15 protein-coding genes and 1 pseudogene are annotated in these 20,981 nt (G+C 71.0%); 4 read left to right on the top strand and 12 right to left on the bottom strand.

Annotated elements, in window-relative coordinates:
• Position 1: 1 nt before the first annotated feature.
• Genes ACFO0C_RS06975 through ACFO0C_RS06955 form a run of 5 tightly spaced genes read right to left on the bottom strand, consistent with a single transcriptional unit; the run spans position 2 to position 7,018 of the window.
• Entirely contained in the window at positions 2-2,038 is a 2,037-nt protein-coding gene (locus ACFO0C_RS06975) for an alpha-galactosidase (protein ID WP_378065709.1), read from the bottom strand.
• Positions 2,035-3,354: an ABC transporter substrate-binding protein gene (locus ACFO0C_RS06970; protein ID WP_378065708.1), complete on the bottom strand. Its 1,320-nt coding sequence runs from the start codon at positions 3,352-3,354 to the stop codon at positions 2,035-2,037. The genes ACFO0C_RS06975 and ACFO0C_RS06970 overlap by 4 nt, the downstream gene beginning before the upstream one ends.
• A gap of 24 nt (positions 3,355-3,378) precedes the next feature.
• Positions 3,379-4,203, bottom strand: a complete 825-nt coding sequence (locus tag ACFO0C_RS06965; RefSeq protein WP_378065707.1) for a carbohydrate ABC transporter permease — start codon at positions 4,201-4,203, stop codon at positions 3,379-3,381.
• Positions 4,200-5,063: a carbohydrate ABC transporter permease gene (locus ACFO0C_RS06960; protein WP_378065706.1), complete on the bottom strand. Its 864-nt coding sequence runs from the start codon at positions 5,061-5,063 to the stop codon at positions 4,200-4,202. Before ACFO0C_RS06960 ends, ACFO0C_RS06965 begins: the two co-directional genes overlap by 4 nt.
• Positions 5,060-7,018 carry a beta-galactosidase gene (locus ACFO0C_RS06955; protein ID WP_378066074.1) on the bottom strand — a complete coding sequence of 653 codons (1,959 nt, stop codon included), beginning with the start codon at positions 7,016-7,018 and terminating at the stop codon, positions 5,060-5,062. The genes ACFO0C_RS06960 and ACFO0C_RS06955 overlap by 4 nt, the downstream gene beginning before the upstream one ends.
• Before the next feature lie 150 nt (positions 7,019-7,168).
• On the opposite strand from ACFO0C_RS06955, the gene ACFO0C_RS06950 reads away from it, so the two are divergent.
• Positions 7,169-8,188, top strand: a complete 1,020-nt coding sequence (locus ACFO0C_RS06950; protein ID WP_378065705.1) for a LacI family DNA-binding transcriptional regulator — start codon at positions 7,169-7,171, stop codon at positions 8,186-8,188.
• A 133-nt stretch (positions 8,189-8,321) separates the two neighbouring features.
• On the opposite strand, the gene ACFO0C_RS06945 is transcribed toward ACFO0C_RS06950, so the two are convergent.
• Complete coding sequence (locus ACFO0C_RS06945) at positions 8,322-8,696, bottom strand: hypothetical protein (RefSeq protein WP_378065704.1); 375 nt, start codon at positions 8,694-8,696, stop codon at positions 8,322-8,324.
• Between the two features lie 252 nt (positions 8,697-8,948).
• On the opposite strand from ACFO0C_RS06945, the gene ACFO0C_RS06940 reads away from it, so the two are divergent.
• Both ACFO0C_RS06940 and ACFO0C_RS06935 read left to right on the top strand, forming a co-directional pair.
• Positions 8,949-9,722: an SGNH/GDSL hydrolase family protein gene (locus tag ACFO0C_RS06940; RefSeq protein WP_378065703.1), complete on the top strand. Its 774-nt coding sequence runs from the start codon at positions 8,949-8,951 to the stop codon at positions 9,720-9,722.
• Between the two features lie 98 nt (positions 9,723-9,820).
• Complete coding sequence (locus tag ACFO0C_RS06935) at positions 9,821-10,102, top strand: PLDc N-terminal domain-containing protein (RefSeq protein WP_378065702.1); 282 nt, start codon at positions 9,821-9,823, stop codon at positions 10,100-10,102.
• Between the two features lie 29 nt (positions 10,103-10,131).
• Here the strand turns inward: ACFO0C_RS06935 and ACFO0C_RS06930 are convergent, their stop codons facing one another.
• From ACFO0C_RS06930 to ACFO0C_RS06920, 3 genes are read right to left on the bottom strand one after another with little or no spacing between them, the layout of a single operon-like run.
• Positions 10,132-11,022, bottom strand: coding sequence for a protein kinase domain-containing protein (locus tag ACFO0C_RS06930; protein WP_378065701.1), 891 nt, complete (start codon positions 11,020-11,022; stop codon positions 10,132-10,134).
• A gap of 51 nt (positions 11,023-11,073) precedes the next feature.
• Positions 11,074-13,095: a hybrid sensor histidine kinase/response regulator gene (locus ACFO0C_RS06925; RefSeq protein WP_378065700.1), complete on the bottom strand. Its 2,022-nt coding sequence runs from the start codon at positions 13,093-13,095 to the stop codon at positions 11,074-11,076.
• A gap of 58 nt (positions 13,096-13,153) precedes the next feature.
• Positions 13,154-14,092, bottom strand: a complete 939-nt coding sequence (locus ACFO0C_RS06920) for a ribose-phosphate diphosphokinase (RefSeq protein ID WP_378065699.1) — start codon at positions 14,090-14,092, stop codon at positions 13,154-13,156.
• Between the two features lie 67 nt (positions 14,093-14,159).
• Between ACFO0C_RS06920 and ACFO0C_RS06915 the strand changes: the two genes are divergently transcribed.
• The gene (locus tag ACFO0C_RS06915) at positions 14,160-15,002 is read left to right on the top strand and encodes an ABC transporter ATP-binding protein (protein WP_378065698.1); all 843 of its coding nucleotides are present in this window, start codon (positions 14,160-14,162) and stop codon (positions 15,000-15,002) included.
• A gap of 251 nt (positions 15,003-15,253) precedes the next feature.
• On the opposite strand, the gene ACFO0C_RS06910 is transcribed toward ACFO0C_RS06915, so the two are convergent.
• The 3 genes and pseudogenes from ACFO0C_RS06910 to ACFO0C_RS06900 form a co-directional block, all read right to left on the bottom strand.
• Complete coding sequence (locus ACFO0C_RS06910) at positions 15,254-15,907, bottom strand: ABC transporter ATP-binding protein (protein ID WP_378065697.1); 654 nt, start codon at positions 15,905-15,907, stop codon at positions 15,254-15,256.
• 648 nt (positions 15,908-16,555) lie between these two features.
• Positions 16,556-19,552: an FtsX-like permease family protein gene (locus tag ACFO0C_RS06905; protein ID WP_378065696.1), complete on the bottom strand. Its 2,997-nt coding sequence runs from the start codon at positions 19,550-19,552 to the stop codon at positions 16,556-16,558.
• Positions 19,549-20,981: pseudogene (locus tag ACFO0C_RS06900) on the bottom strand (FtsX-like permease family protein); the annotation flags it as partial. The gene ACFO0C_RS06905 and the pseudogene ACFO0C_RS06900, both read right to left, overlap by 4 nt.

Below are 20,981 nucleotides of genomic sequence, written 5' to 3'. Positions count from 1 at the left end.
GTCAGGCGAGTTCGAGCAGGAGGGCCTGTTCGGGGGTCAGCAGCGGGGCCGGCAGGCCCAGCTCGGAGAGGACCCGTCCGGGGAGCGTGACCGCGCCGGCGGCCAGCCATGGGGGTGGGGCGTCCTGCATCGTGCGGGGCGGGACGCCGATCGGGCGGACCGTGTAGAGGCGGTCCGGGTCCAGACCCGGGAACCGGATCGGCGGGGGCAGGGCCGCGGCCGGCGTGCCCAGGGTGACCAGGGCGTACACCGCGTGGCTGCGGTCCTGGGCGACCACCCCGTGCACCAGGTGCGCCGGGTCGGGCGAATCGGCACGGACCACGCGGCCCGAGTGCAGCAGCGGGCGCAGGCGCTGGTGTTCGGCGATCCACGCGGCGATGTCGGCCTTCTCGGCGGGCGACGCCCCGGTCAGGTTCCACTCGATGCCGGCGCTGCCGAACAGGGCTGTGGCCAGGCGGAAACCCAGGGCCGAGGTACGGCCGGTGACGTGCGCGACCCCGTCACCGAGATGACCGCCGAGGTATTCCGGCGGGATCAGGAGACCGGTCCAGCGCTGGATCGACTGCCGGTCCAGCGGGTCGTTGGTGTCGGACGTCCAGAACCGGTCGACGAGCGGGAGGATGCCCAGGTCGATGCGGGCCCCGCCGGAGGCGCAGCTCTCGATCTCGACGTGCGGGAACGCCTCCTTGAGGGCGGCGAGCAGCCGGTAGAGGGCGCGGGTCTGCCGGTGCGCGACGCCCGGGGTGAGCAGGTCCCGGTTGTGGTCCCACTTGAGGAACGCGATCGGGTACTCGGTGAGCAGGGCGGTCAGGCGGTCGAGCAGGTAGTGGTAGGCCTTCTCGACGTCGAGGACCCGCTGCCAGCGCCAGGTCGGGCCGATGGTTCCGCCGAGGATCCAGTCGGGGTGTTCCCGGGCCAGGACGGAGTCGGGGCTGATCATCTCCGGTTCGACCCACAGGCCGAACTCCATGCCGCGCTCGTGGACGCGGGAGATCAGCGGGTGCAGGCCGTCGGGCCAGACGGTGTCGTCGACGAACCAGTCGCCGAGGGCCCGTCTGTCGTCGCGGCGGCCGGTGAACCAGCCGTCGTCCAGGACGAACCGTTCCACGCCGACCTCGGCGGCCGCGTCGGCCAGTTCGTTGAGGACGGCCAGGTCGTGGTCGAAGTAGACGGCCTCCCAGGTGTTCAACACGACCGGGCGCGGTTTTCGCAGCGTGGACGTGCTGCGGATCCAGGGGTGCAGGCGGTCGGAGAGCCCGTCGAGGCCGGTGTCCGAGAAGACCGCGACCAGCCACGGCGTCTCGTACGACTCGCCGGGCGCGAGACGGATCTCGCCGGGGGCCAGCAGTTCGCCCGCACCGAGGACGCTGTAGCCGAGGGCGGAGCGTTCGGCCCAGACCCGCTTGTCACCGCTCCAGGCCAGGTGGACGGCCCACACCCGGCCGGACCGGAAGCCGAGACCGGGCGTGCCGGCGACCATCAGGAACGCGTCGTCGTGGCCGGGGCGGCCGTGGCGGCTCTCCCGGCTCCAGACGCCGTGCCGGAGCGGGGCGCGTTGCGGGCTGCGCTCGTGCGACCAGAGGCCGGTGAAGTCGAGCAGCTCGGTCGCCTCGGCCGGGATCGGCAGGAGCACGTCCAGGTTCGGCAGGACGAACTCGTCGTCGCCACGGTTGGTGAACCGGTGCCGCACCCGCAGGACGCCCTGCGTGGTCAGCTCCAGCTCCGTGACGACCTCTTGCGTGGCATCGGGGCTCGACGACCGTATCCGCAAGATTTGATCTTGAACTTGGGTTTCGACGGTCCGGAAACCGTGACCGGTCTCGATCGCCGGACGCCCGCTCCATCCCTCGGCGAGGGAGGGCAACAACGACAACCGCAGGGGTACGTCGATCGAGCTCGGTGGCACCGCCGGCGTGAAAGCATCCTCCGAGAAGGCGAATTCGCCCAGGTCAGACCCCCAGTGGAGGACTGACGCGGCGGTGCCGCGGGTGTCGAGCACGAGGCTGACACCCGCGGCGCGCAGGTGGAACACGGTCACTCGGCGACCGGGATGGACTGGGCCTTCAGGTCCGCGATGGTCTTGGTCTGGGTGGTCTTGAGCGCGTCGAGCAGCGTGCCGGTGCCGGAGACGACGCCCTTGAAGCCGTCCGAAGCGGTGGCGTAGGTGCTGGTCATGGTCGGTCCCCAGACGAAGTCGGGCGAGACCTGGGTGGAGGCCGTCGCGAAGACATCGTAGATCTTCTGGCCGCCGTAGAACTCGACTCCCTCGGACAGCGCCGGGAGCGCCGCGCCGGCCTTGGTCGCCGGGTAGAGCTGCGCCTCCTTGTTGAGCGCGGTCAGCGCCTCCTCCGAGGTGTTCAGCCAGAGAGCGAACTTCGCGGCCTCGTACGGGTGCTTCGAGCCCTTGAAGACAGCGGTGGACGAGCCACCCCAGTTACCGGCGACGGTGCCACCGGCGGTCCACTGCGGCATCGGGGCGACCGCCCACTTGCCGGAGGTGTCCGGCGCGCCGGACTTGATGGAGTTGGCGCCCCACACCGCGGAGACCCAGGTCCACGCCTGGCCGGTGTTGTAGGCGTTGTCCCACTCGGTGGTCCACGGCGGAACGGCCGAGACGAGCTTCTTGCTGATCAGGTCCTGCCAGTAGTTGGCGACCTTGGTGGTGTTCTCGTCCTGCAGGTTGACGGTCCACTTGCTGCCGTCGTTGGCGAACCAGCGGCCGCCGGCCTGCCACGACAGACCCGCGAACTGGCTGATGTCGCTCTGCGAGAAGTTGGTGATGTAGCCGCCCGCGGCCTTCACCTTCTCGGCCGCCGCCGCGTACTCCTCCCAGGTCGTCGGGACCGGGATGTTGTTCTTCTCGAACAGGTCCTTGCGGTAGAACAGCGCCATGGGGCCGGTGTCCTGCGGGATGCCGTAGACCGCGTTCTGCTCACCGAAGCTGACCTGGCCCCAGGTCCAGTCGACGAACTGGTCCTTGGCCGCGGTGACCTCGGCGCAGTCGGCCAGGTTGGTCAGGCCGTCCTGGACGCGGAAGCTGGGCAGCGCGTCGTACTCGATGTGGCCCAGGTCGGGGGCGTTGCCGGCCTTGAGCTGGTTGAAGAAGTTGGCGTAGGTGCCGCCGTTGCCGTTCGGGCCGGTCTGGACCTTGACCTGGATGTTCGGGTTCTTGTCGTTCCAGAGCTTCACCACGTTCTCGATCCCGGGGATCCAGGTGGTGTAGGTGAGGGTGACCGGGCCGGAGGACGGGGCACACGCCGCCGCTCCGGTCGTGGTCTCCTCGGAGTCGCCGCCCGAGGAACAGGCGCCGAGTGCCAGTGCGGAAACCAACACGAGGCCGAGTGCTGCTCGCATGATGATCCTTTTCTTTGGGAGGGATTACTTGATGGCGCCGGAGCCGAGGCCGTTGCGCCAGAAGCGCTGCAGGAGCAGGAAAGCGATCACCAGCGGGACGATCGAGACGAGAGCGCCGGTGAGCACGAGCATCCGCAGCTCGGGGATCTGGTTCACCTGGGTGTTCCAGGAGTAGAGGCCGAGCGTGACCGGGAACAGCTTCTCCTCGCCGAGCATGATCAGCGGGAGCAGGAAGTTGTTCCAGACGGCCACGAAGTGGAAGAGGAAGATCGTCACCAGGGCCGGGAACATCAGCTTGGTGGAGATCGTGAAGAACGTACGGATCTCGCCCGAGCCGTCCAGGCGGGCGGCTTCGAGGAGCTCGTCCGGGACACTCGCGGTGGCGTAGATCCGGGCCAGGTAGACACCGAACGGGTTCACCAGGCTGGGCAGGAAGACCGACCAGAAGGTGTTCGTCGCCTCGAACTGGCTGAAGATCAGGAACAACGGTAGGGCGAGGGCCGTGGCCGGCACAAGTACCCCGCTGAGAACGATGTTGAAGATCGCCTCCCGGCCCGGGAAACGGTACTTGGCCAGGGCATATCCACACATGGCGGCCAGCAGCGTGCCGAGCAGCGCGGCACCGCCGGTGTAGACGACGCTGTTCAGCATCCAGCGCAGGAAGACACCGTCGCGGTAGGCGAACAGCTCGCTCATGTTGTCGCCGAGCGAGAAGTCGGCGAACCACAGCGGGTCCGTGTTGGTGAACTGACTCCGGCTCTTGGAGGCCGCGACCAGCAGCCACCAGATGGGAGTCAGGAAGTAGAGCGTCGCCGCCCCCATGACGGCCATCGGCGCCAGGCGCTTCACTTGTCCCCTCCTCGCTGGGTCACCTTCAGGAAGGCGAAGGACAGGACGCACGTCGCCAGGGCCAGAACCACGGAGAACGCCGCGGCCAGGTTGAAGTTCGGGATGGCCGACGTCGAATAGACGGTCAGGTTCGGTGTGTACGTGCTGGTCACCGCGGAACTGAAGCTGCGGAACACGGCCGGCTCGGCGAGCAGCTGCAGGGTGCCGATGATCGAGAAGACGGTGGTCAGCACGATCGCCGGCATCACCAGCGGGATCTTGATGGACCAGGCGGTACGGATCGCCCCGGCGCCGTCGATCTTCGCTGCCTCGTAGACCTCCTGCGGGATGGCCAGCAGCGAGGAGTAGATGATCAGCATGTTGTAGCCGACGTAGACCCAGGTCACCACGTTCGCCATGGCCCAGAGCACGAGGTCGGCCGAGAGCAGGTCGAAGTTGCTGGTGACCGCGGTGAACGGGGACAGGTTCGGGGAGTAGAGGAAGCCCCACATGATCGCGGCGACCACACCGGGTACGGCGTACGGCACGAAGAACGCCAGCCGGAAGAAGCGCCGCCCCTTGACCAGGCCGGAGTCCAGCAGCAGGGCGAAGACCAGGGCCAGGCCGAGCATGACCGGAACCTGCACGACACCGAACAGCAGCACCCGGCCGATCGACTCCCAGAACGGGCCGTCGGAGAAGACCCGCTGATACTGGGCGAGGCCGCCGAACACCTCCGTGGCCTTGCCGAACGTGCCCTGGCGCTCGACCTTGTACAGCGACTGCTTGATCGCGTACAGGATCGGGGCCAGGTAGAACGCTGCGAACAGCAGGGCGAAGGGGAGGATGAAGAAGGTCAGCGCCTTCCATTTGCCCCTCATGAGTCCTCCTCCCGGACGACCGCGACGCCGCCGCCCTGGACTGTCAGCACGCCATCGACCCTTTCCCCGGTGACCAGGTCGCAGCCTCGGGTGGGATGGTCGACGGGTTCCGTGCCGTGGTTGATGACGAAGAGGTAGCTGCGGCCGTCACCGCGGCGCCGCACGATCTCCGTTTTGCCCGATTTATCGGACACGACGTCAGCGGCTTCGCGAAGTATTTCGGACATATCGGTTTTTGTGGCGACGTACCAAGCTGTTCCCGCGCCGTGCTGATTCCGGGTTATCGCCGGAATTCCGGCCATCGGGCCGTCCTGGAAGGTCGCTACCACCGACGCGGTCGTGGTGCGCAGCCGCTCGGTCCAGAGCGTCCCGGTCGCACCGTTGCTCAGTGCCACCTCGGCCCCGGGCAGCAGCGGGCCGAACTCCTCGGCCAGCACCCCGAGCACGTCCCGGAACGCCCCCGGGTAACCGCCGAGCCGGATCCGGTCCCGCTCGTCGACGATCCCGCTGAAGTAGGTGACCACCAGCCGGCCGCCGCCGGACACGTAATCGGTGATCGCCTGCGCGTCGGTGTCACTGATCATGTAGAGACCGGGCACCACGACCAGCTTGTAGCGGCTGAGATCCGCGCCCGGAGCGACCACGTCGGTGGTCACCCCCAGCTCCCGCAGCGTCCCGTGGGCCGAGTGCACCTGGTCGAGGTAGGTGACCGCCTGCGACGGCCGGGCCTCCCCCTCGGACGACCACCACGACTCCCAGCTGAAGAGCAGGGCGACGTCGGATTCGACCTCGGTGCCGGCCACCTCGCCGATCCGGTCCAGCGTCTCCGACAGTTTCAGCACCTCACGCCAGGCGACCGTGTCGGTGCCGGCGTGCGGCAGCAGCGCCGAGTGGAACTTCTCGGCGCCCTGGGCCGAGGCACGCCACTGGAAGAAGCACACCGAGTCGGCGCCACGGGCGACGTGCGTCAGCGAGTTGCGGATCATCTCGCCGGGCGCCTTGGTGACGTTGTGCGGCTGCCAGTTGACCGCGCCGGCCGCCTGCTCCATCAGCATCCACGGGCGGCCACCGGCCAGGCCTCGGGTCAGGTCGGCGGCGAAGGACAGCTCGGCCACCGGGTCGCCCAGGCGGTGGTCCAGGTAGTGGTCGTTGGCGATCACGTCCATCTCCGGCGCCCAGGACCAGTAGTCCAGGTTGCGGATGTGGGCGGTGACCATGAAGTTCGTGGTGACCGGGACCGTCGAGTGCTTCCGCAGCAGATCCGCCTCGGCGCGGTAGTAGCCGAGCAGTTCGTCGGAGCTGAACCGCTGGAAGTCGACCAGCTGGGCCGGATTGCGCAGCGAGAGCGCGAGCCGGGGCGTCTGGATCTCCGACCAGTCGGAGTAGCGCTGACTCCAGAAGGACGTGCCCCACGCCTCGTTCAGCGTCTCGATCTTGCGGTATCGGGCACGCAGCCAGGACCGGAACGCGTCGGTGCTGGCCTCGCAGTAGCAGAGCGCGTTGTGACAGCCCAGCTCGTTGGAGACGTGCCAGAGCGCCAGGGCCGGGTGGTTGCCGTACCGGCGGGCGACCCGTCCGACCAGGTCGAGCGCGCGGTCCCGGAAGACCGTCGAGCTCGGGCACCAGGCCTGCCGGCCACCCGGGAAGCGGGCCGTGCCGTCCGCGGCGACCGGCAGCGTCTCCGGGTAGCGGCTGCTCAGCCACGGTGGCGGGGACGAGGTGCCGGTGCCCAGGTTGATCTTGATGCCGTGTGCGTGCAGCAGCTCGATGACCTCGTCGAGGTCGTCGAACCGGTACTCGCCCGGGCTCGGCTCGAGGTTGGACCAGCCGAAGATGTTGACGGCGACCAGGTCGACCCCGGCCCGCCGCATCAGGGCGGCATCCTCGCGCCAGACGTCCGGCGACCACTGTTCGGGGTTGTAGTCGCAGCCCAGGCTGACGCCCGGGACCGGCATGCGCACGCTTTTCATAGAACTCCTGGTCAAGGAATGTGTGCACGTGCACACATTTCCGTGAGCCTAAACGGCGGTTACGGATGTGTGAACGTGCACACAGTAGGGCTGGCCTGCGACGAGGTCAAGAGCCCGGCGGCTACTGTTGACCACATGTCCCGGCCTCAGCCTCAGAAACGCGCCACGGTGCACGACATCGCGGCCGCGGCCGGCGTGTCCCGGGGCACCGTGAGCCGCGTGCTGAACGGTGGATATGTCTCCGCCGAGGCACGAGCGGCCATCGAGACCGCGATGAGCGACCTCGGCTATGTGCCCAACAATGCCGCCCGGGCGCTGAAGATGCGCAGGTCACAGGCGGTCGCGTTCGTCGCGCTGGAGCCGCATTCGCTCTTCCTCGACGACCCCAACATCGGCTCGATCATGCTCGGCGCCAACGCCGCCCTGTCGCTCGCCGACCACCAGATGGTGAGCCTCGTCGTCGAGTCGGCCCGCGACACCGAGCGCGTCTCCCGCTACCTGAGCGGCGGTTTCGTCGACGGCGCCATCGTCGTCTCGGCTCGGACCAAAGATCCGATCATCCGGGTCATCAGCGACCTGGCACTGCCGGCCGCATTCGTCGGCCACCCGCCCGACCTCGATCAGAACATCCCCTTCGTCGGGATAGACAACGTCGGCTCGGCCCGTGCCATCACCGATCATCTGGTCACCAGCGGCCGCCGCCGGATCGGCATGATCGCCGCCGCCCTGGACCGCGACTCCGGCATAGACCGCCTGGCCGGTTTCCGCGCCGCCCTCGGGCCGCTCTTCGACGAGGGCCTGGTCGCCGACGTGCCGCACTACGACTACGGCTCCGGCGTCAAGGGCATGCGCGACCTGCTCGAGCGCGACCCGACCATCGACGGCGTCTTCGCGGCTTCCGACGCCATAGCGGCCGGCGCCCTGGAGTCACTGCGCGAGGCCGGGCGCAGCGTCCCCGGCGACGTCGGCGTCGTCGGCTTCGACGACAGCACGTGGGCGGTCCGCTGCCAGCCGCAGCTCACCACGGTCCACCAGCCGGCCAAGGAGATCGGTTCCTGCGCGGCGCAGCTGATCCTGCGCCAGCTGCGCGGCGAGCACCCGGATCCGGGCGGCCAGCTCCTGCCCACGCCGCTGGTGATCCGCGACTCCGCCTGACCCGCGACTCCGCCTGACCCGCGACTCCGCCCGAGCCGCGACTCCACCTGCCCCGCGACTCCGCCCGAGCCGAGACTCCGCCTGCCCCGCGACTCCAGCTGCCCCGCGACTCCGCCTGACCGGCGGGCCGGGATCAGCTCCGCATGCCGCGGAAGCGCTGGGTCAGACTCGGGGGCGGCGGTGGCGGGACGGGGCGGTGAACCCGTGGGGGCTCGGAGCGGCCGATCGGGCGGTCGTAGTCTGCCGTCGCGATGGCCTCGACGGCCTGGTCGTCGGTGAAGTCCTCGGAGCCCGGAATGGAGTCGACGAAACCGACGAGCACGCCGTCCCGCATGACCTGCGCCTTGAGGGCCGCGCTGCCGTCGTCACCCCAGAGCGCCTCGCGGCCGTCGGGCAGCATGATCCGGACGGCATAGCCGGAGCGACCGGCACTCGGCAGTTTCAGATGGGCGAACACATTGCGCGCCCGCAGTGTCTCGACCAATCGGCGGGCCCGGCTCTCGTGCATGATCCGACGCTAGCTCGCATCCCTGGAAGCACGCTGAAGATCCGCTTGACGCGCCTGACCGGTTCCGGACAGCGGCGCCGACTCGCGTACATGAAACATGACCTTGTGTGATACTCCCAGGTCACATCGATGCATGTTACTACTTCTTAACAGGAATTTCACCGGATTCCTTTTCTCGGACGCTCGGCCTACTGTGCGGTAACCGAAGCGCTTCGGTCCCCGGATCCCCACGTGGAGCATCGGAGGCCATCGATGAGAATCGCCAGTGTTCTCGTCACTTCGTCCGTCCTGAGCCTCGTCCTCGCCGCACCCGCCCAGGCGGCGAGCAGCATCGACTACGTCGCCCTCGGCGACTCCTACTCCTCAGGTGTCGGCGCGTCCGGACAGTCCGGCACCTGCCTGCGCAGCAACAACGCCTACGGGCCGAAATGGGCAGCGGCCAACAGTCCCGCGTCCTTCCAGTTCCTCGCCTGCAGCGGCGCCACCACCGATGACGTCCGCGGCAGCCAGATACCGGCCATGAACGCGGGGGCCGACCTGATCAGCATCACGATCGGCGGCAACGACGCCGGGTTCGCGCCGACCATCGTCACCTGCCTGACGTCCAGTGACTCGGCCTGCGCCAACAAGGTCAACGAGGGCAAGACGTACGTCGCCAACACCCTCCCGGCCAAACTGGACGCCACGTACGCCGCCATCCGGGCGAAGGCCCCCGACGCCCGGGTGGTGGTCCTCGGCTACCCACTGATCTTCGACACCTCGTCGGTGCTCTGCGAGATGAGCACCGCCAAGCGCCGCTCGATAAACGACGGCGCCCGGGTCCTCAACGAGATGATCAAACAGCGTGCCGAGGCGGCCGGCTTCGTCTTCTCCGACGTCCGCGACGAGTTCACCGGTCACGGCGTCTGCTCCTCGCGAACCTGGATCAACGGCCTCACCATCATCCCGCCGCAGAACTCCTACCACCCGAACGGCAGCGGTTACACCAGCGGATATCTCCCGGCCCTGACCGGCTCGGCCTCCTGACCGGTCAACCCTCCGGCCGCGGAGCCGGGCGGCTGAAGCAACCCATCGGCACCGTGGGCGGACCGGCACCGCCGCCCACGGTTGCCACCGTAGTCGTCATGGCCCGCCTGAACACGCTGCTCTTCCTCGTCGTCGTCGCGCTCGCCGTGGTGGCACTGATCGACTGCCTGCTCACCGAACGGTCCCGGCTGCAGTCGTTCCCGCGCGGCGCCTGGGTGGTGCTCATCCTGATGTGCCCGATCCTCGGGCCGGTCACCTGGTTCCGCTCCGGCCGCACCGCCCGGGCCGTCGCACCGGACCCGGCCACGGCCGCCCCGGCGGGCCCGGACGACGACCCGGAGTTCCTCGCCCGGCTCGCCGAGTCCCTGCGCAACCGCTAGGCCGACCCGGCAGGGCGATGCGGAGGGTGTCACCACGTGAACGGGATGCCCCTCGTGGTGTTGGTGGTGATCCTGCCGTCGCGGACGTAACGGACCGACATGACGACGGTGTAGGTGCGGCCCCGGCGTGGGCTGGCTCCGGCCGGGCCGCACCCGCGGGTGACCGCGTGCCTGGTGAAGTTCAGGTCTTCACAGGTGGCGGGGCCGGCGACGGTGCGGCCGGTGCGACTGTCCCGCAAGGTCACCTCGATGCGGGCACGGCCTCCGGCGGGGCCGGTCAGGGAACCCTGGAAACGGACCTCCCGGCCCACCGAGTGGCAGGGACGCGGGCCGAGGGCGCTGTGGCCGGGCAGGTCGATGACGAAGTTCTGGGAGCACTGCCACGGGCCGTGGGGCTTCGCCTCCGGTACGGGGGACCGGGTGGCCCTCCTGGCCGCGGCAGAGCGCGTCGACCGTACATCCGCGGTGGGAATGGCAACCGCTCGCACCGGTTTGCGGGAGTGTTTCGCCTGGTGGTCGACCGGAGGGCGCGAAGCGCCTCGGGCCGCGGTGAGCTCCGGGACGCTCGGTGCCACGATGATCATGGGGTCCGGAGTGGAATCGCCGCCTGCACGACCCAGATGCCAGGCGGTCGTTGCGACGCCGGAGGCGATCATGGCACCGGGGGCCTCGGCCAGGGCGGCGGCGATCTGGGCGCCGAGCCGGGCCGCCTCGCCGGGTGCGACGGTGCCGCCGCGGTGCAGGTGGTCGCGCAGGTTGCCGCCGTCGACCAGGTCCATCACCAGGCCGAGCGTCTCCCCGACGCTGAACAGGTCACGGACCCGGACCACGTTGGGGTGCCGCAGCATCAACAGGATGGTCCGTTCCTGGACGAACCGGGTGACCAGGCGGGGCTGCCGGAGCAGGGCCTGGAATCGCACCCTTCGGGTGGAGTCCCAGGCCCGCCGTCACTTCGCCGTCGCGGCTGTCGTTCAGCCCTGCGACACCGGTGGCTGCGGACCGCAGAGCGACCTGATCGCCCCCAGCAGCGTCGACCGGGTGAACGGTTTCTCCAGCAGCATGCTGTTGTCGTCCAGATGCAGCTGCGGGCCGAGCGAGGCCGCCGTGTAACCGGACATGTACAGCACCGGCAGATCCGGCTGGTGGGTACGCAGCGCCCCGGCCAGTTCCGGCCCGGTCATCGTCGGCATCACCACGTCGGTGATCAGCAGGTCCGGCCGGGCGCCCGAGGCGACCTGGGTGACCGCCATCAGCGCGTCGGTGGCGACCGCGATCTCGTAACCGGCCGGCTCGATCAGCCGGCGCACCAGCTGCGCCACGTCCGGCTGGTCCTCGACGATCAGCACCCGGCCGATCACCGCGGTCTTCTGCTGCCGCTCCCCCGCCGGTCCGGTCTTCTGCTCGGCCGCCGGCAGGTAGATGTGGACGGTCGTGCCGATCCGGGGCTTCGACTCCAGCTCGATGTGGCCGCCCAGGTTGTGCACGATCCCGGCGGTCGTGGCCAGCCCCAGGCCGGCCGCCGTCGGCCGGGTGGTGAAGAACGGCTCCAGCGCGCGCCGGCGCACCTCGTCGTCCATGCCGGTGCCGGTGTCGGTGACCACCAGGTGCACCAGCTTGCCGGTCGGCGCGCCCTCGGCCAGCTGGCCCGGTTCCACGGTCTCGTTGGTCGCGGTCACCCGCACCATGCCGCCGTGCAGCATCGCGTCGCGGGCGTTCGCCGCCAGATTGACCAGGGCCTGTTCCAGCGGGCCGCGCTCGGCCTTCACCGGCCAGACGTCCGGGCCGAACGCCAGGTCCAGGCCGATGCGCTCGCCGAGCGTACGGCTGAACAGCGCCTGCACGTCGGTGAGCAGGTCCGGGATCGGGATCACCTCGGGCCGGTGCCCCTCGCTGCGGCCGAACGCCAGCAGCTGGTGGGTGAGGGTACGGCCGGTGCCCACCGCGTCCAGGATGTCCTTGGCCAGCTGGTGGTGCGAGCTGCCCTCCTCGGCGGTGCCCAGGATCATGTCGGCCGAACCGGCCACCACGGTCATCAGGTTGTTGAAGTCGTGCGACAGGCCGCCGATCAGATGACCCAGGCTGTCCAGCCGGCGCAGGTGGTCGAGCTGCCGCTTCAGGCCGCGGGCGTCGATGTGGTCGGTGGTGTCGGTGATCATGCAGAGGACGCCGGCGAACTCGTGGTGCTCGTCCTGGACCGGCATCATGCTGATCCGTACGCTGCGCCGCGACCCGTCCGCCCGCATCAGCCGGGTCGCCCCGACCGTGGACCGGCCCGTCTTGCACTCGTTGATCCGCCGGTCCAGTTCCTTCTGGCCGACGTTGTCGAGGAAGCCGCGCAGCGACACCCCGATCAGCTCGGCCCGGGGCATACCCAGGACCACGCCGATCGGCTCGTTCGCGTAGTTGGCCACCCCGTTCGGGTCCAGCTGGAGCACCCCTTCCGGGATCGTCTCCAGCACCCGGCGGTACCGCTCCTCGGCGTTGCGCAGCCGCTCCTGGGCACGGGCCGAACTGACCGCCAGGGACAGCTCCCCGGCGATGTCCCGGGCCAGTTCCACCTCGGGGGTGGAGTAGAAGGCGTCCGGGGTGTGCCTGGTCAGAATCAGATATCCGGCGTACGTGTTGTCGACGATCACCGGGCTCAGGACGGCCGCCGAAACCGTCAGCTCGGGGGCGGCGAGAGCAGCCGCGGCCTCACCCGCCAGCACTATCGGGCGACGGCTCGCCGCCAGGGTGGTCGAGTACTCGTCGTCCGGGGTCTGGCCGGCCCGGGAGAGGTCCCGGGCCAGCGGGGCCGAACGTTCGTTGTCGAGATGGTGGTACGAGATCTCCTCGTAATGCCCGTCGTCGCGGAGCAGTTGCACGCCCGCGCCGTCACCGATCATGTCGGCGGCGGCGCGGGCGGCCGTGGACCGAACCTCAGCCGGATCCGACGCCGCTCGGCTGAGTGCGAGGGCGAGATCGGCCAGCGCGTACCGGAGGGGGTAAGCCATGACACCCATGCGGTAATGATTCGCGTTTCGTGAGGCCCGTGAGGCCGATTTGCCAGAATCAGGCGAACAGCGCACTCACCGACTCGCCGTTGTGTATCCGCCGCATCGCCTCGGCCAGCGCCGGTGCCACCGAGATGACGGTCAGCTTGTCGGTGGACTTCTGCTTCGGAATCGGCACCGTGTTGGTGCAGACGATCTCCTCGATCTCCTTCTCCGCGGACAGCCGCCGCACCGCGTCGTTGGTGAACAGGCCGTGCGTACACGCCACCCGGACACTGCGCACGTTGCGCTCGCGCAGCCGCGCCAGCAGCTCGAACACCGTGCTGCCCTTGGCGATCTCGTCGTCCAGCACGATCACGTCCCGGTCGGCGACCTCACCGATCACCGAGCTGATCACCACCTTGTCGTCGGCGAACCGCTGCTTCGCGCCGGCCGCCACCTCGATCCCCAGCATCCGGGCGAAAGCCGCGGCCTCCTTGGCGTTGCCCAGGTCCGGCGAGACCACCACGGTGTTGCTCAGGTCGTAGCCACGGAAGTGGTGGGCCAGCTCGCGCAGCGCGTGCAGGTGGTCCACCGGGATGCTGAAGAAGCCGTGCACCTGCGGCGAGTGCAGGGTCATGGCCAGCACCCGGTCGGCGCCGGCGGTGGTGAGCAGGTCGGCGACCAGACGTCCCCCGATCGAGATACGCGGGGCGTCCTTCTTGTCACTACGGGCGTAGGCGTAGTGCGGCAGCACCACGGTGATCCGGGCAGCCGACGCGCCCCGTGCCGCGTCCAGCATGAAAAGCAGTTCGGCGAGATGCTCCTGGGTCGGGGGGACCAGCGGCTGAATCAGGAAGACGTCCCGCTCACGGCAGTTGCCCTGCAGCTGGACCTCGATACAGTCGTTGGCGAAACGGTCGATCCGGGTGGGCAGCAGCGGTACACCGAGGTGCTCGCAGATCTCCTTAGCGAGGTCAGGATGGGCAGATCCGGTGAAAACGGCGATGTCGCGCACGGCCCGAGGATAAAAGGCCCACCGGCGGGGTCGAAACGGTGGTCCGTCCTCGGTTAGCTTGGCAACCATGAACGGGCTCGCCGTAGCTTGCCGCCGTGTCGTCCACATCTACCGCGCCGAGGCCGGTGACGTGGTCGCCCTGGCCGGCGTCGACCTGTCCATCGCGCCCGGTGAGACGCTCGCCCTCGTCGGCCCGTCCGGCTCCGGAAAATCCACTCTGATCGCCCTGCTCTCCGGCCTGATGCGCCCATCCGCCGGCCGCATCAACATCGGCACCTACGACATGGGCAAACTCTCCGACGGCGAGATCTCCCGGCTCCGCGGCACCGAGATCGGCGTGGTCCTCCAGGGCGCCTCCCGCAACCTGCTCCCCTACGCGACCCTGCACCGCAACATCTGGCTCGCCCAGCGCCGCGCCGCGCACACCCGGGGCATCGAGCTCGACGACCCCGACCGCATCCTCGACCTGGTCGGGCTCCCCGGCCAGGGCCGCCGCAAGCTCGACGACCTCACTCCCGGCGGCCGCCAGCGCGCCGCCCTCGCCGTCGGCATCGCCACCGGCCCCGGCCTGCTCCTCGTCGACGAACCGACCAGCCGCCTCGACACCGCCGGCCGCGACGAGGTCCTCGACGCGCTGGAGACGGTCAACACCGAGCGCCAGACCACCATCGTCGTCGTCACCCACGACAACGAGGTCGGCGCCCGCCTCGGCCGGGCCGTCACCATCCGCGACGGGCGGGTCGGCGCCGAGGGCCGCGACGGCCAGGACTTCGCGGTGGTCGCCGGAGACGGGACGGTCCAGCTACCGCCGGAGGTGCTGGGCTCCTACCCACCGGGGACACTGTTCACGGTCGCGCACATCGACGGCGAGGTCACCCTGGTCCCGTCCGGTCACGAGACCCCGGCCTGACGCTTCACCCTTCAGGGGTACGGCCGACCGCGTCCCGCCCCCACTCGCGTGGCACACCGGCCCCCCGGCGGGCCCACCCCAACCACACTTCGACACGCAACGCCGCAGCCTCGCATACGTGCCGACGTTACGGTCCGAACCGGGCCACACCCGTCACCCGACACCGCAACCTCACACGCGTGGTGACGTTGCGGTCCGAATCGGACCGCGACGTCGTGGTTCGAGCTGCTGGCGCCGTGGGAGCGGGTCGATCAGGGGCGGGGCCAGGTCGCCGCGCCGTCGGCGAGGTGGAGTTCACGGTCGCAGGCAGCGGCCGCCTCCGGGTCGTGAGTCGCGAAGACGACGGCCGCGCCCCGGGTCGCCTCGGCGCGCAGCAGATCGAGGACGCGCTGCCGGTTGGCGGCGTCGAGTTCGCTGGTCACCTCGTCGGCCAGCACGATGTCACCACGGAGGGCGAGGCCGCGGGCCAGGGCAGTGCGCTGCTGCTGGCCGCCGGAGAGTTCGTCGATCAGCTGGTTCGCCTGGCCGGAGAGGCCGAGCACCTCCAGGGAGTCCGCGGTACGCCGCCGGGCGTCAGCGGGCGTACCCCCGGTGGCGATAACCGCAACCGACACGTTCTCGGCCGCGGTCAGGATCGCCGCGAGGCCGTTGTCCTGCGGGATCAGCACCACGCCGAGCGAGACCGCGTGATCCCGGCCGGACAATGCCGCCCCGTCGACCGCTATCGCCCCCGCGCGCGGGCGGATCAGGCCCGCCATGGCGTTGAGCAGCGTGGTCTTGCCCGCGCCGGAGGTACCGGTGACCGCGAGCAGCTCGCCGGGCCGGGCGGTCACGGTGACACCGGTCAGCACGGGGACGGCGTCGCCATACCCGAAATCGGCACCTTCGACCGTCAGCGTCCCCATCCCGCCCTCCTCATCGTCAACATCTTCCACCCACATCGCTCACCCGGACCGCCCACTCGTCAGCACCCCGCACCCCGCACCCCGCACCCCGCACCCCGCACCCCGCACCGGCGATCTTGGCCGGTTTGCCACCGGAATCGGTGGTCACTCGCGCAAGATCTGTCGACCGGCACCGAACGGGACGCCGAACCGGACGACGGCCACAAGCGGCGGGCAAGGTGGCGGGCGGCAAGCCGCGGGCGGCGGGGCCGGGCGGCGGGCCGGACGACAAGCGGCGAGCCGGACGACAAGCGGCGAGCCGGACGGCGAACAGCAAGGCCGGCCGACGAGCGGCGGGCCGGCCGACGAGCGGCGAGGCCAGACGGCTGGCGGCGAGGCCAGGCGGCGGACGGCGGGCCGGACGACAAGCGGCGGGCCGGACGACAAGCGGCGAGCCGGACGGCGAACAGCAAGGCCAGGCGGCGGACAGCGGACGGCGAACGGCGAGGCCGGGCGGCGGACGGCGGGTCAGACGGCGGGTCGGACGGCGGGTCAGACGGCGGGTCGGACGGCGAACAGCAAGGTCAGGCGGCGGACAGCCGACGGTGAGTCGGACGGCGAACAGTGAACGGCGAACGGCGAGGCCGGACGGTGGGCGGATTGGGGCGGTCATCGGGGCTCGATCCTGCGGCGTAGGTCGCGGCCACTGAACCAGGCCACCAGGAACTGGACCGCGAGGACCGCCCCGGCCGCCGCCAGCAACGCCGCCGGCCGGGGCCAGGACGGTAGCGGCAGGTCCGGTGGTGTGAGCCCGGCCAGCGGCAACGCCCACCCGGTGAGCCGCCACGCCGCCGCCGAGATCAGCAGGCCGACAGTGGTCGCGATGACGACCAGCACCGGATAGGTCCAGAGGGTCGCCAGCCCGGCCGGACGCGGCCGTAACCCTTGTGTGCGCAGTGCCGTGAGGTCCTCGGTACGGCGGGCCCGGTCCACGGCGACGGTGAGGGCGAGTGCCCCCGCGCCGAGGAGCCCGGCGAGGATCGCGGCGAGCAGATGGAACCAGAGTCCGACGGCCGGCCCCTGCCGGTCGAGTCCGGCCTTGACCTGGGCCGACGACGTCTCGGAGACGACCTGCAGACCCTGCTCGGCGAGCCGCTCGACGATGTCGGCGGGTGCCTGCGCGTTCAGCCACACCTCGGGTTGCGGTACGAGTTTCGGGGTGACCGAGATCAGGTCGCTGTATTCGAGGTCGACGATGACGCCCTGGCGGCCGAGTGCGGGAACCGCCGGCAGCGGAACGGCGGCGGTGACCGGGATGGTGGTGGCACCGGAGTCGACGATCGTCCCGGAGGCGGGCGGACTGCCGGCGTACGCGACGGGCAGCGGATAGGGCGTGCTGACCGGCTGGATCCAGGCGGTGTCGGCGACCGCCCCGGTGACCTGGAGCTCGGCCCGCAGACCGTCGGGTGCCGCGGACAGCCGGGCCGCCGGGGTGGCACGCCAGCGGGCCGGGTCGGTGAGTGGCGCGGGCGTGGCGGTCCGGATGCCGCGGATCACCACCTCCCCGGTGGCCGCGACGGTGGTGCCGGTGCCGGAGATCCGGACGGCATTGAGCCGGCACCCGTTCTCGCAGATCACCACGTTCTCGCGGTAGGTGTGGGTGCCGGGTTTCAGGTCGCCGAGCTCCAGGATCTGCACGCCGGGCCCGTCCATCGCCGAGAGCGAGACCGCCAGCTGCATGACCCCGGTCGTGGTGGCGGTGATCTCGATGGCGACGTCCTCGTCGGCGAGGACGACCGGTGGTGGCGGTTGCTCGGGGTGGAGCGTCCGGCTCAGGCTGGCCCGGGCCGGGGCGCCGCTCGCCCATGCGGGGACCGCGGCCAGGGCCCGGGTGTCCACGGCCAGGCCGGGGGGTGTCGTGGAGCCGCCGGGGATGCGGACGGCGGCCATCGCGAACCGGCCGTCCCGGTCGACGGCACGGACCTTGGTGAGCAGGTCGTTCCGGGTGACGGACTGGACGACGAGAACCCGGTCGGCGCCGGTGCCCAGTGATGCCTCGACGTCACGGCCGCGGGCGGCGGTGTCGACGGTGCAGGCGGCGTATCCGGCGACGGCGACGGAGGCGACGAGCAGGGCGAACAGCCGGCCTGCGCCGGGGCGGCGGGACAGTTGGAGCCCGGCGAGCGCGACACCGACGCGGCCTCGGCCGAGGGCCCGGACCGCGTACCGGTTGACCAGCGGCAGCAGCAGGCGGGCCGCGAGCAGGGCCAGCGCGAGCACGATCAGCGCGGGAGCGAACAGCCCGACTCCGATGAGCGGGGTGTCGGAGACGAAGTACTGCACTCCGGCGGCGACGGCCAGCACCGCGACGACGGCTTCGGCGGCGGCAAGGCGGCGACGGTCGGCGGGCGGGGTCCGGCGCAGCAGCCGGGAGACCGGGCTGATCAGCTGTCGCCGCTGGGCCGCCACCGCGGCGACGAGGGCGGCCGCCGCGGCCAGCGGCGCGAACCGCAGGGAGGTGAGGGCCGGCGCCGTCCCGACGCCGGGGAACAGGACCGCGGCCACACCGTTGACCAGCAGCTGCCCGGCCAGGCATCCGGCGACGGCCCCGGCCAGCACCGCGACCAGGCTCTCGCCGGTGGCCAGCCACCATCGCGTCCACCAGCGGGAACCGCGCAGCGCCACCACGGCGAGCTCGCTCTGCCGTCCCTCGGCGCCGTAGCCGACGGTCAGGTAGATGGTGAAGCAGGCGAGGAGCACGAGTGGTACGGCCAGCACCGGGACCAGCAGGCGGGCGGCGGCCCGGCCCTCGTCGATCCGGTCGAGCAGGTGCGGGATCCCGCTGTCGAACTGGAGCGAGTCCTCCAGCTCGGCGGCCGTGGCGTCCAGCCGGTCCATGTCGGCGCGCAGCTGGTCGAGCCGGTCGACGTCGAGGGTGCCGGGCTGGGCGATGCCGTCGATGGCCATCGAGGTGGTGGTCCGTTGCATCGTGTCGAGCGTCCCGGCGGTGGTGAAGGCCGGTTCGCCCGCGCTTACGCCGTCGCCGGAGACGAAGTAGCCGTGGAGTCCCCAGTACGCCGAAGTGGGGTCGACGGCCCGGTAGATCCCGGCCACGGTCAGTTTCTTGGGCGCGCCGTCGGGATCCCAGGTCGGCGGGCGGACCAGCCCGTTCATCCGGGCGGCGGTCAGCGTGATCGTGTCACCGGCGGTCAGCTCGCGCCGGCGGGCGGTCTCCTCGCCGATGAGCACGTCACCCTCGCCGACCAGGCAGCGGCCGGCGGTCACCCGTACATGAGCGCAGAGATCTTGCCGGAAGACGAACCGGGTCGGGAAGTCGTTGGACACCTCGAGACCGACGGTCGGCACCTCGGCGGAGTGGTAGTAGGTGAACCCGCCGAGCCCGAGCAGCAGCACCCGGCCCACGTCGGGGAACTTGATCCCGGCGCTGAAGGACGCCTCCTGCAGGCTGTCCGAGGTGCGGCGAGCGACCAGGGTGAGCTCGCTGGTCGGCGCGGTGGCGATCTGGCCCTCGGCGACGGCCCGCTCGGCCGCGATCAGGTAGGCCGGGGCGGCGACCGCCGAGGCGACCGCGAGCATCGCCAGCAGGGCCAGGGTGACGGCCTGGCCGCGCCGGTTCCACACCATCGCCAGGACCAGGGAGATCATCGGCGGGCCTCCCGGTCACGCAGGCTTCTGGTCAGTGGTTGCAGGGCGATCCGGCCGGTCAGGCCGAGCACCGCCAGCGCCGTGGCCACGGCCAGGACCGTCGCCACCGGGTCGAGCGGGCCGGGCGGCGCCAGCACCGCCCAGCCGTCGGTGAAGGGCGGAACCGTCCGGCCGGTCACGTCGACGGCCAGCAGCGCGGCCAGCACGCCGCCGGAGAGCCCGGCCAGGATCAGGGCCGCGGTGCCGGCCCAGCCGGTGCTCACGGCGACCCGGCGGGGCAGGCCCTGGAGTCGCAGCGCGGCCAGCTGCTCGGCGAGCGAGCGACGGTCCACGGTGGCCGCGACCGCGACGGCGGCGGCCGCGAGCAGCAGGGCGGCGACACCGGCGAGCAGCTCGAAACGGACGAGGACGGCCGGGCCCTGGGTGCCGAGGCGGTCGGCGAGACGGGCCACGTCGGTGTCGTCGGTGACGGTCAGGCCGGCCGCGGTGAGCGCCTCGACGATGCCTGGCCGGGCGTCCGGCGCGAGCCACACCTGGAACTGACCACCGGGGTCGGCTCCGGCTGCCAGGCGGCGGGTGCTGTCCAGGTCGACGACCAGGCCGGAGCCGCCGACGGCGGGCAGTGCGGACACCTGACCCATCACCTGTACGGGCGCCAGCTCCCCGTACCCCACCAGAAGTGCCTCGTCGTCCCGCCACCGGTCCGGAACCGGCCCGGCCAGCAGGGCCGGCAGCGGCAGCAGCCGGTCGGTCGCCCACACCTCGGTGCCGACCCGGTCGACCTCGGTGGCGTTGTCGTCGGCCGACAGCCGCAGCGTCCCACCGGTCGCGACCAGGTCGATGCCGGCCCCCGTGGTGCCGACCCGCCAGCGGGTGATGTCGCCGAGCGCGGCCTCGTCGAGAATTGCCCCGCCCTGGCCGAGCCCGCGCAGGACGACCGCGGCTCCGGCCGGGGCCGGCCGTGTCCCGCCGTCCGGGCGGGGCGGGCCGGTCAGTTCCCAGCGGACCAGCCGGCAGCCGGGTGCCGCCGTGCAGCCGGTCACCGGCGCGGTGAGGCTCTGGTCGCCGGCACGCAGCGTGCCGAACGCCACCTTCACCGGCTGCCCGGTCGCCTCGTGCTGCAGGTGGAGGGTGAGCGCCACGGCGGCGTCGCCCTCGCGGCGCGCGGTCAGGGTCAGCCGGTCGCCGGTGACCAGCGGCAGCGGGGTCAGCGAGGAGGCGGTCACGGCTTCGGGGAGGGTGGTGACCGGGCCGTACTCGGAGCGCCAGGCGGCGACCGCGCCGAGCCGTGCGGTGTCCACCTCGAGGATCTGGGCGGTGTCGGTCCGGTTGCGCACCACGGCCATCGCCTCGCGGCCCTCCGGGTCGGCGCCGCGGACCGCGGTCAGCAGGGCGGTCCGGTTGGTGGCGCCGACGGTCAGCACCCGGG

The organism is Actinoplanes subglobosus (assembly GCF_042650585.1).
Classification (GTDB): Bacteria; Actinomycetota; Actinomycetes; order Mycobacteriales; family Micromonosporaceae; genus Actinoplanes; species Actinoplanes subglobosus.
The sequence above is the reverse complement of the archived record's forward strand: the minus strand, read 5'-3'. Positions and strand labels throughout refer to the sequence as shown.

What these genes read in the sequence shown, in the direction of transcription:
- ACFO0C_RS06915 (WP_378065698.1), top strand. Translation starts at nt 14,160, where the DNA reads ATGAACGGGCTCGCCGTAGCTTGCCGCCGTGTCGTCCACATCTACCGC.
- ACFO0C_RS06955 (WP_378066074.1), bottom strand. Translation starts at nt 7,018, where the DNA reads ATGCCGGTCCCGGGCGTCAGCCTGGGCTGCGACTACAACCCCGAACAG.
- ACFO0C_RS06950 (WP_378065705.1), top strand. Translation starts at nt 7,169, where the DNA reads ATGTCCCGGCCTCAGCCTCAGAAACGCGCCACGGTGCACGACATCGCG.
- ACFO0C_RS06905 (WP_378065696.1), bottom strand. Translation starts at nt 19,552, where the DNA reads ATGATCTCCCTGGTCCTGGCGATGGTGTGGAACCGGCGCGGCCAGGCC.
- ACFO0C_RS06945 (WP_378065704.1), bottom strand. Translation starts at nt 8,696, where the DNA reads ATGCACGAGAGCCGGGCCCGCCGATTGGTCGAGACACTGCGGGCGCGC.
- ACFO0C_RS06925 (WP_378065700.1), bottom strand. Translation starts at nt 13,095, where the DNA reads ATGGCTTACCCCCTCCGGTACGCGCTGGCCGATCTCGCCCTCGCACTC.
- ACFO0C_RS06935 (WP_378065702.1), top strand. Translation starts at nt 9,821, where the DNA reads ATGGCCCGCCTGAACACGCTGCTCTTCCTCGTCGTCGTCGCGCTCGCC.
- ACFO0C_RS06970 (WP_378065708.1), bottom strand. Translation starts at nt 3,354, where the DNA reads ATGCGAGCAGCACTCGGCCTCGTGTTGGTTTCCGCACTGGCACTCGGC.
- ACFO0C_RS06910 (WP_378065697.1), bottom strand. Translation starts at nt 15,907, where the DNA reads ATGGGGACGCTGACGGTCGAAGGTGCCGATTTCGGGTATGGCGACGCC.
- ACFO0C_RS06940 (WP_378065703.1), top strand. Translation starts at nt 8,949, where the DNA reads ATGAGAATCGCCAGTGTTCTCGTCACTTCGTCCGTCCTGAGCCTCGTC.
- ACFO0C_RS06960 (WP_378065706.1), bottom strand. Translation starts at nt 5,063, where the DNA reads ATGAGGGGCAAATGGAAGGCGCTGACCTTCTTCATCCTCCCCTTCGCC.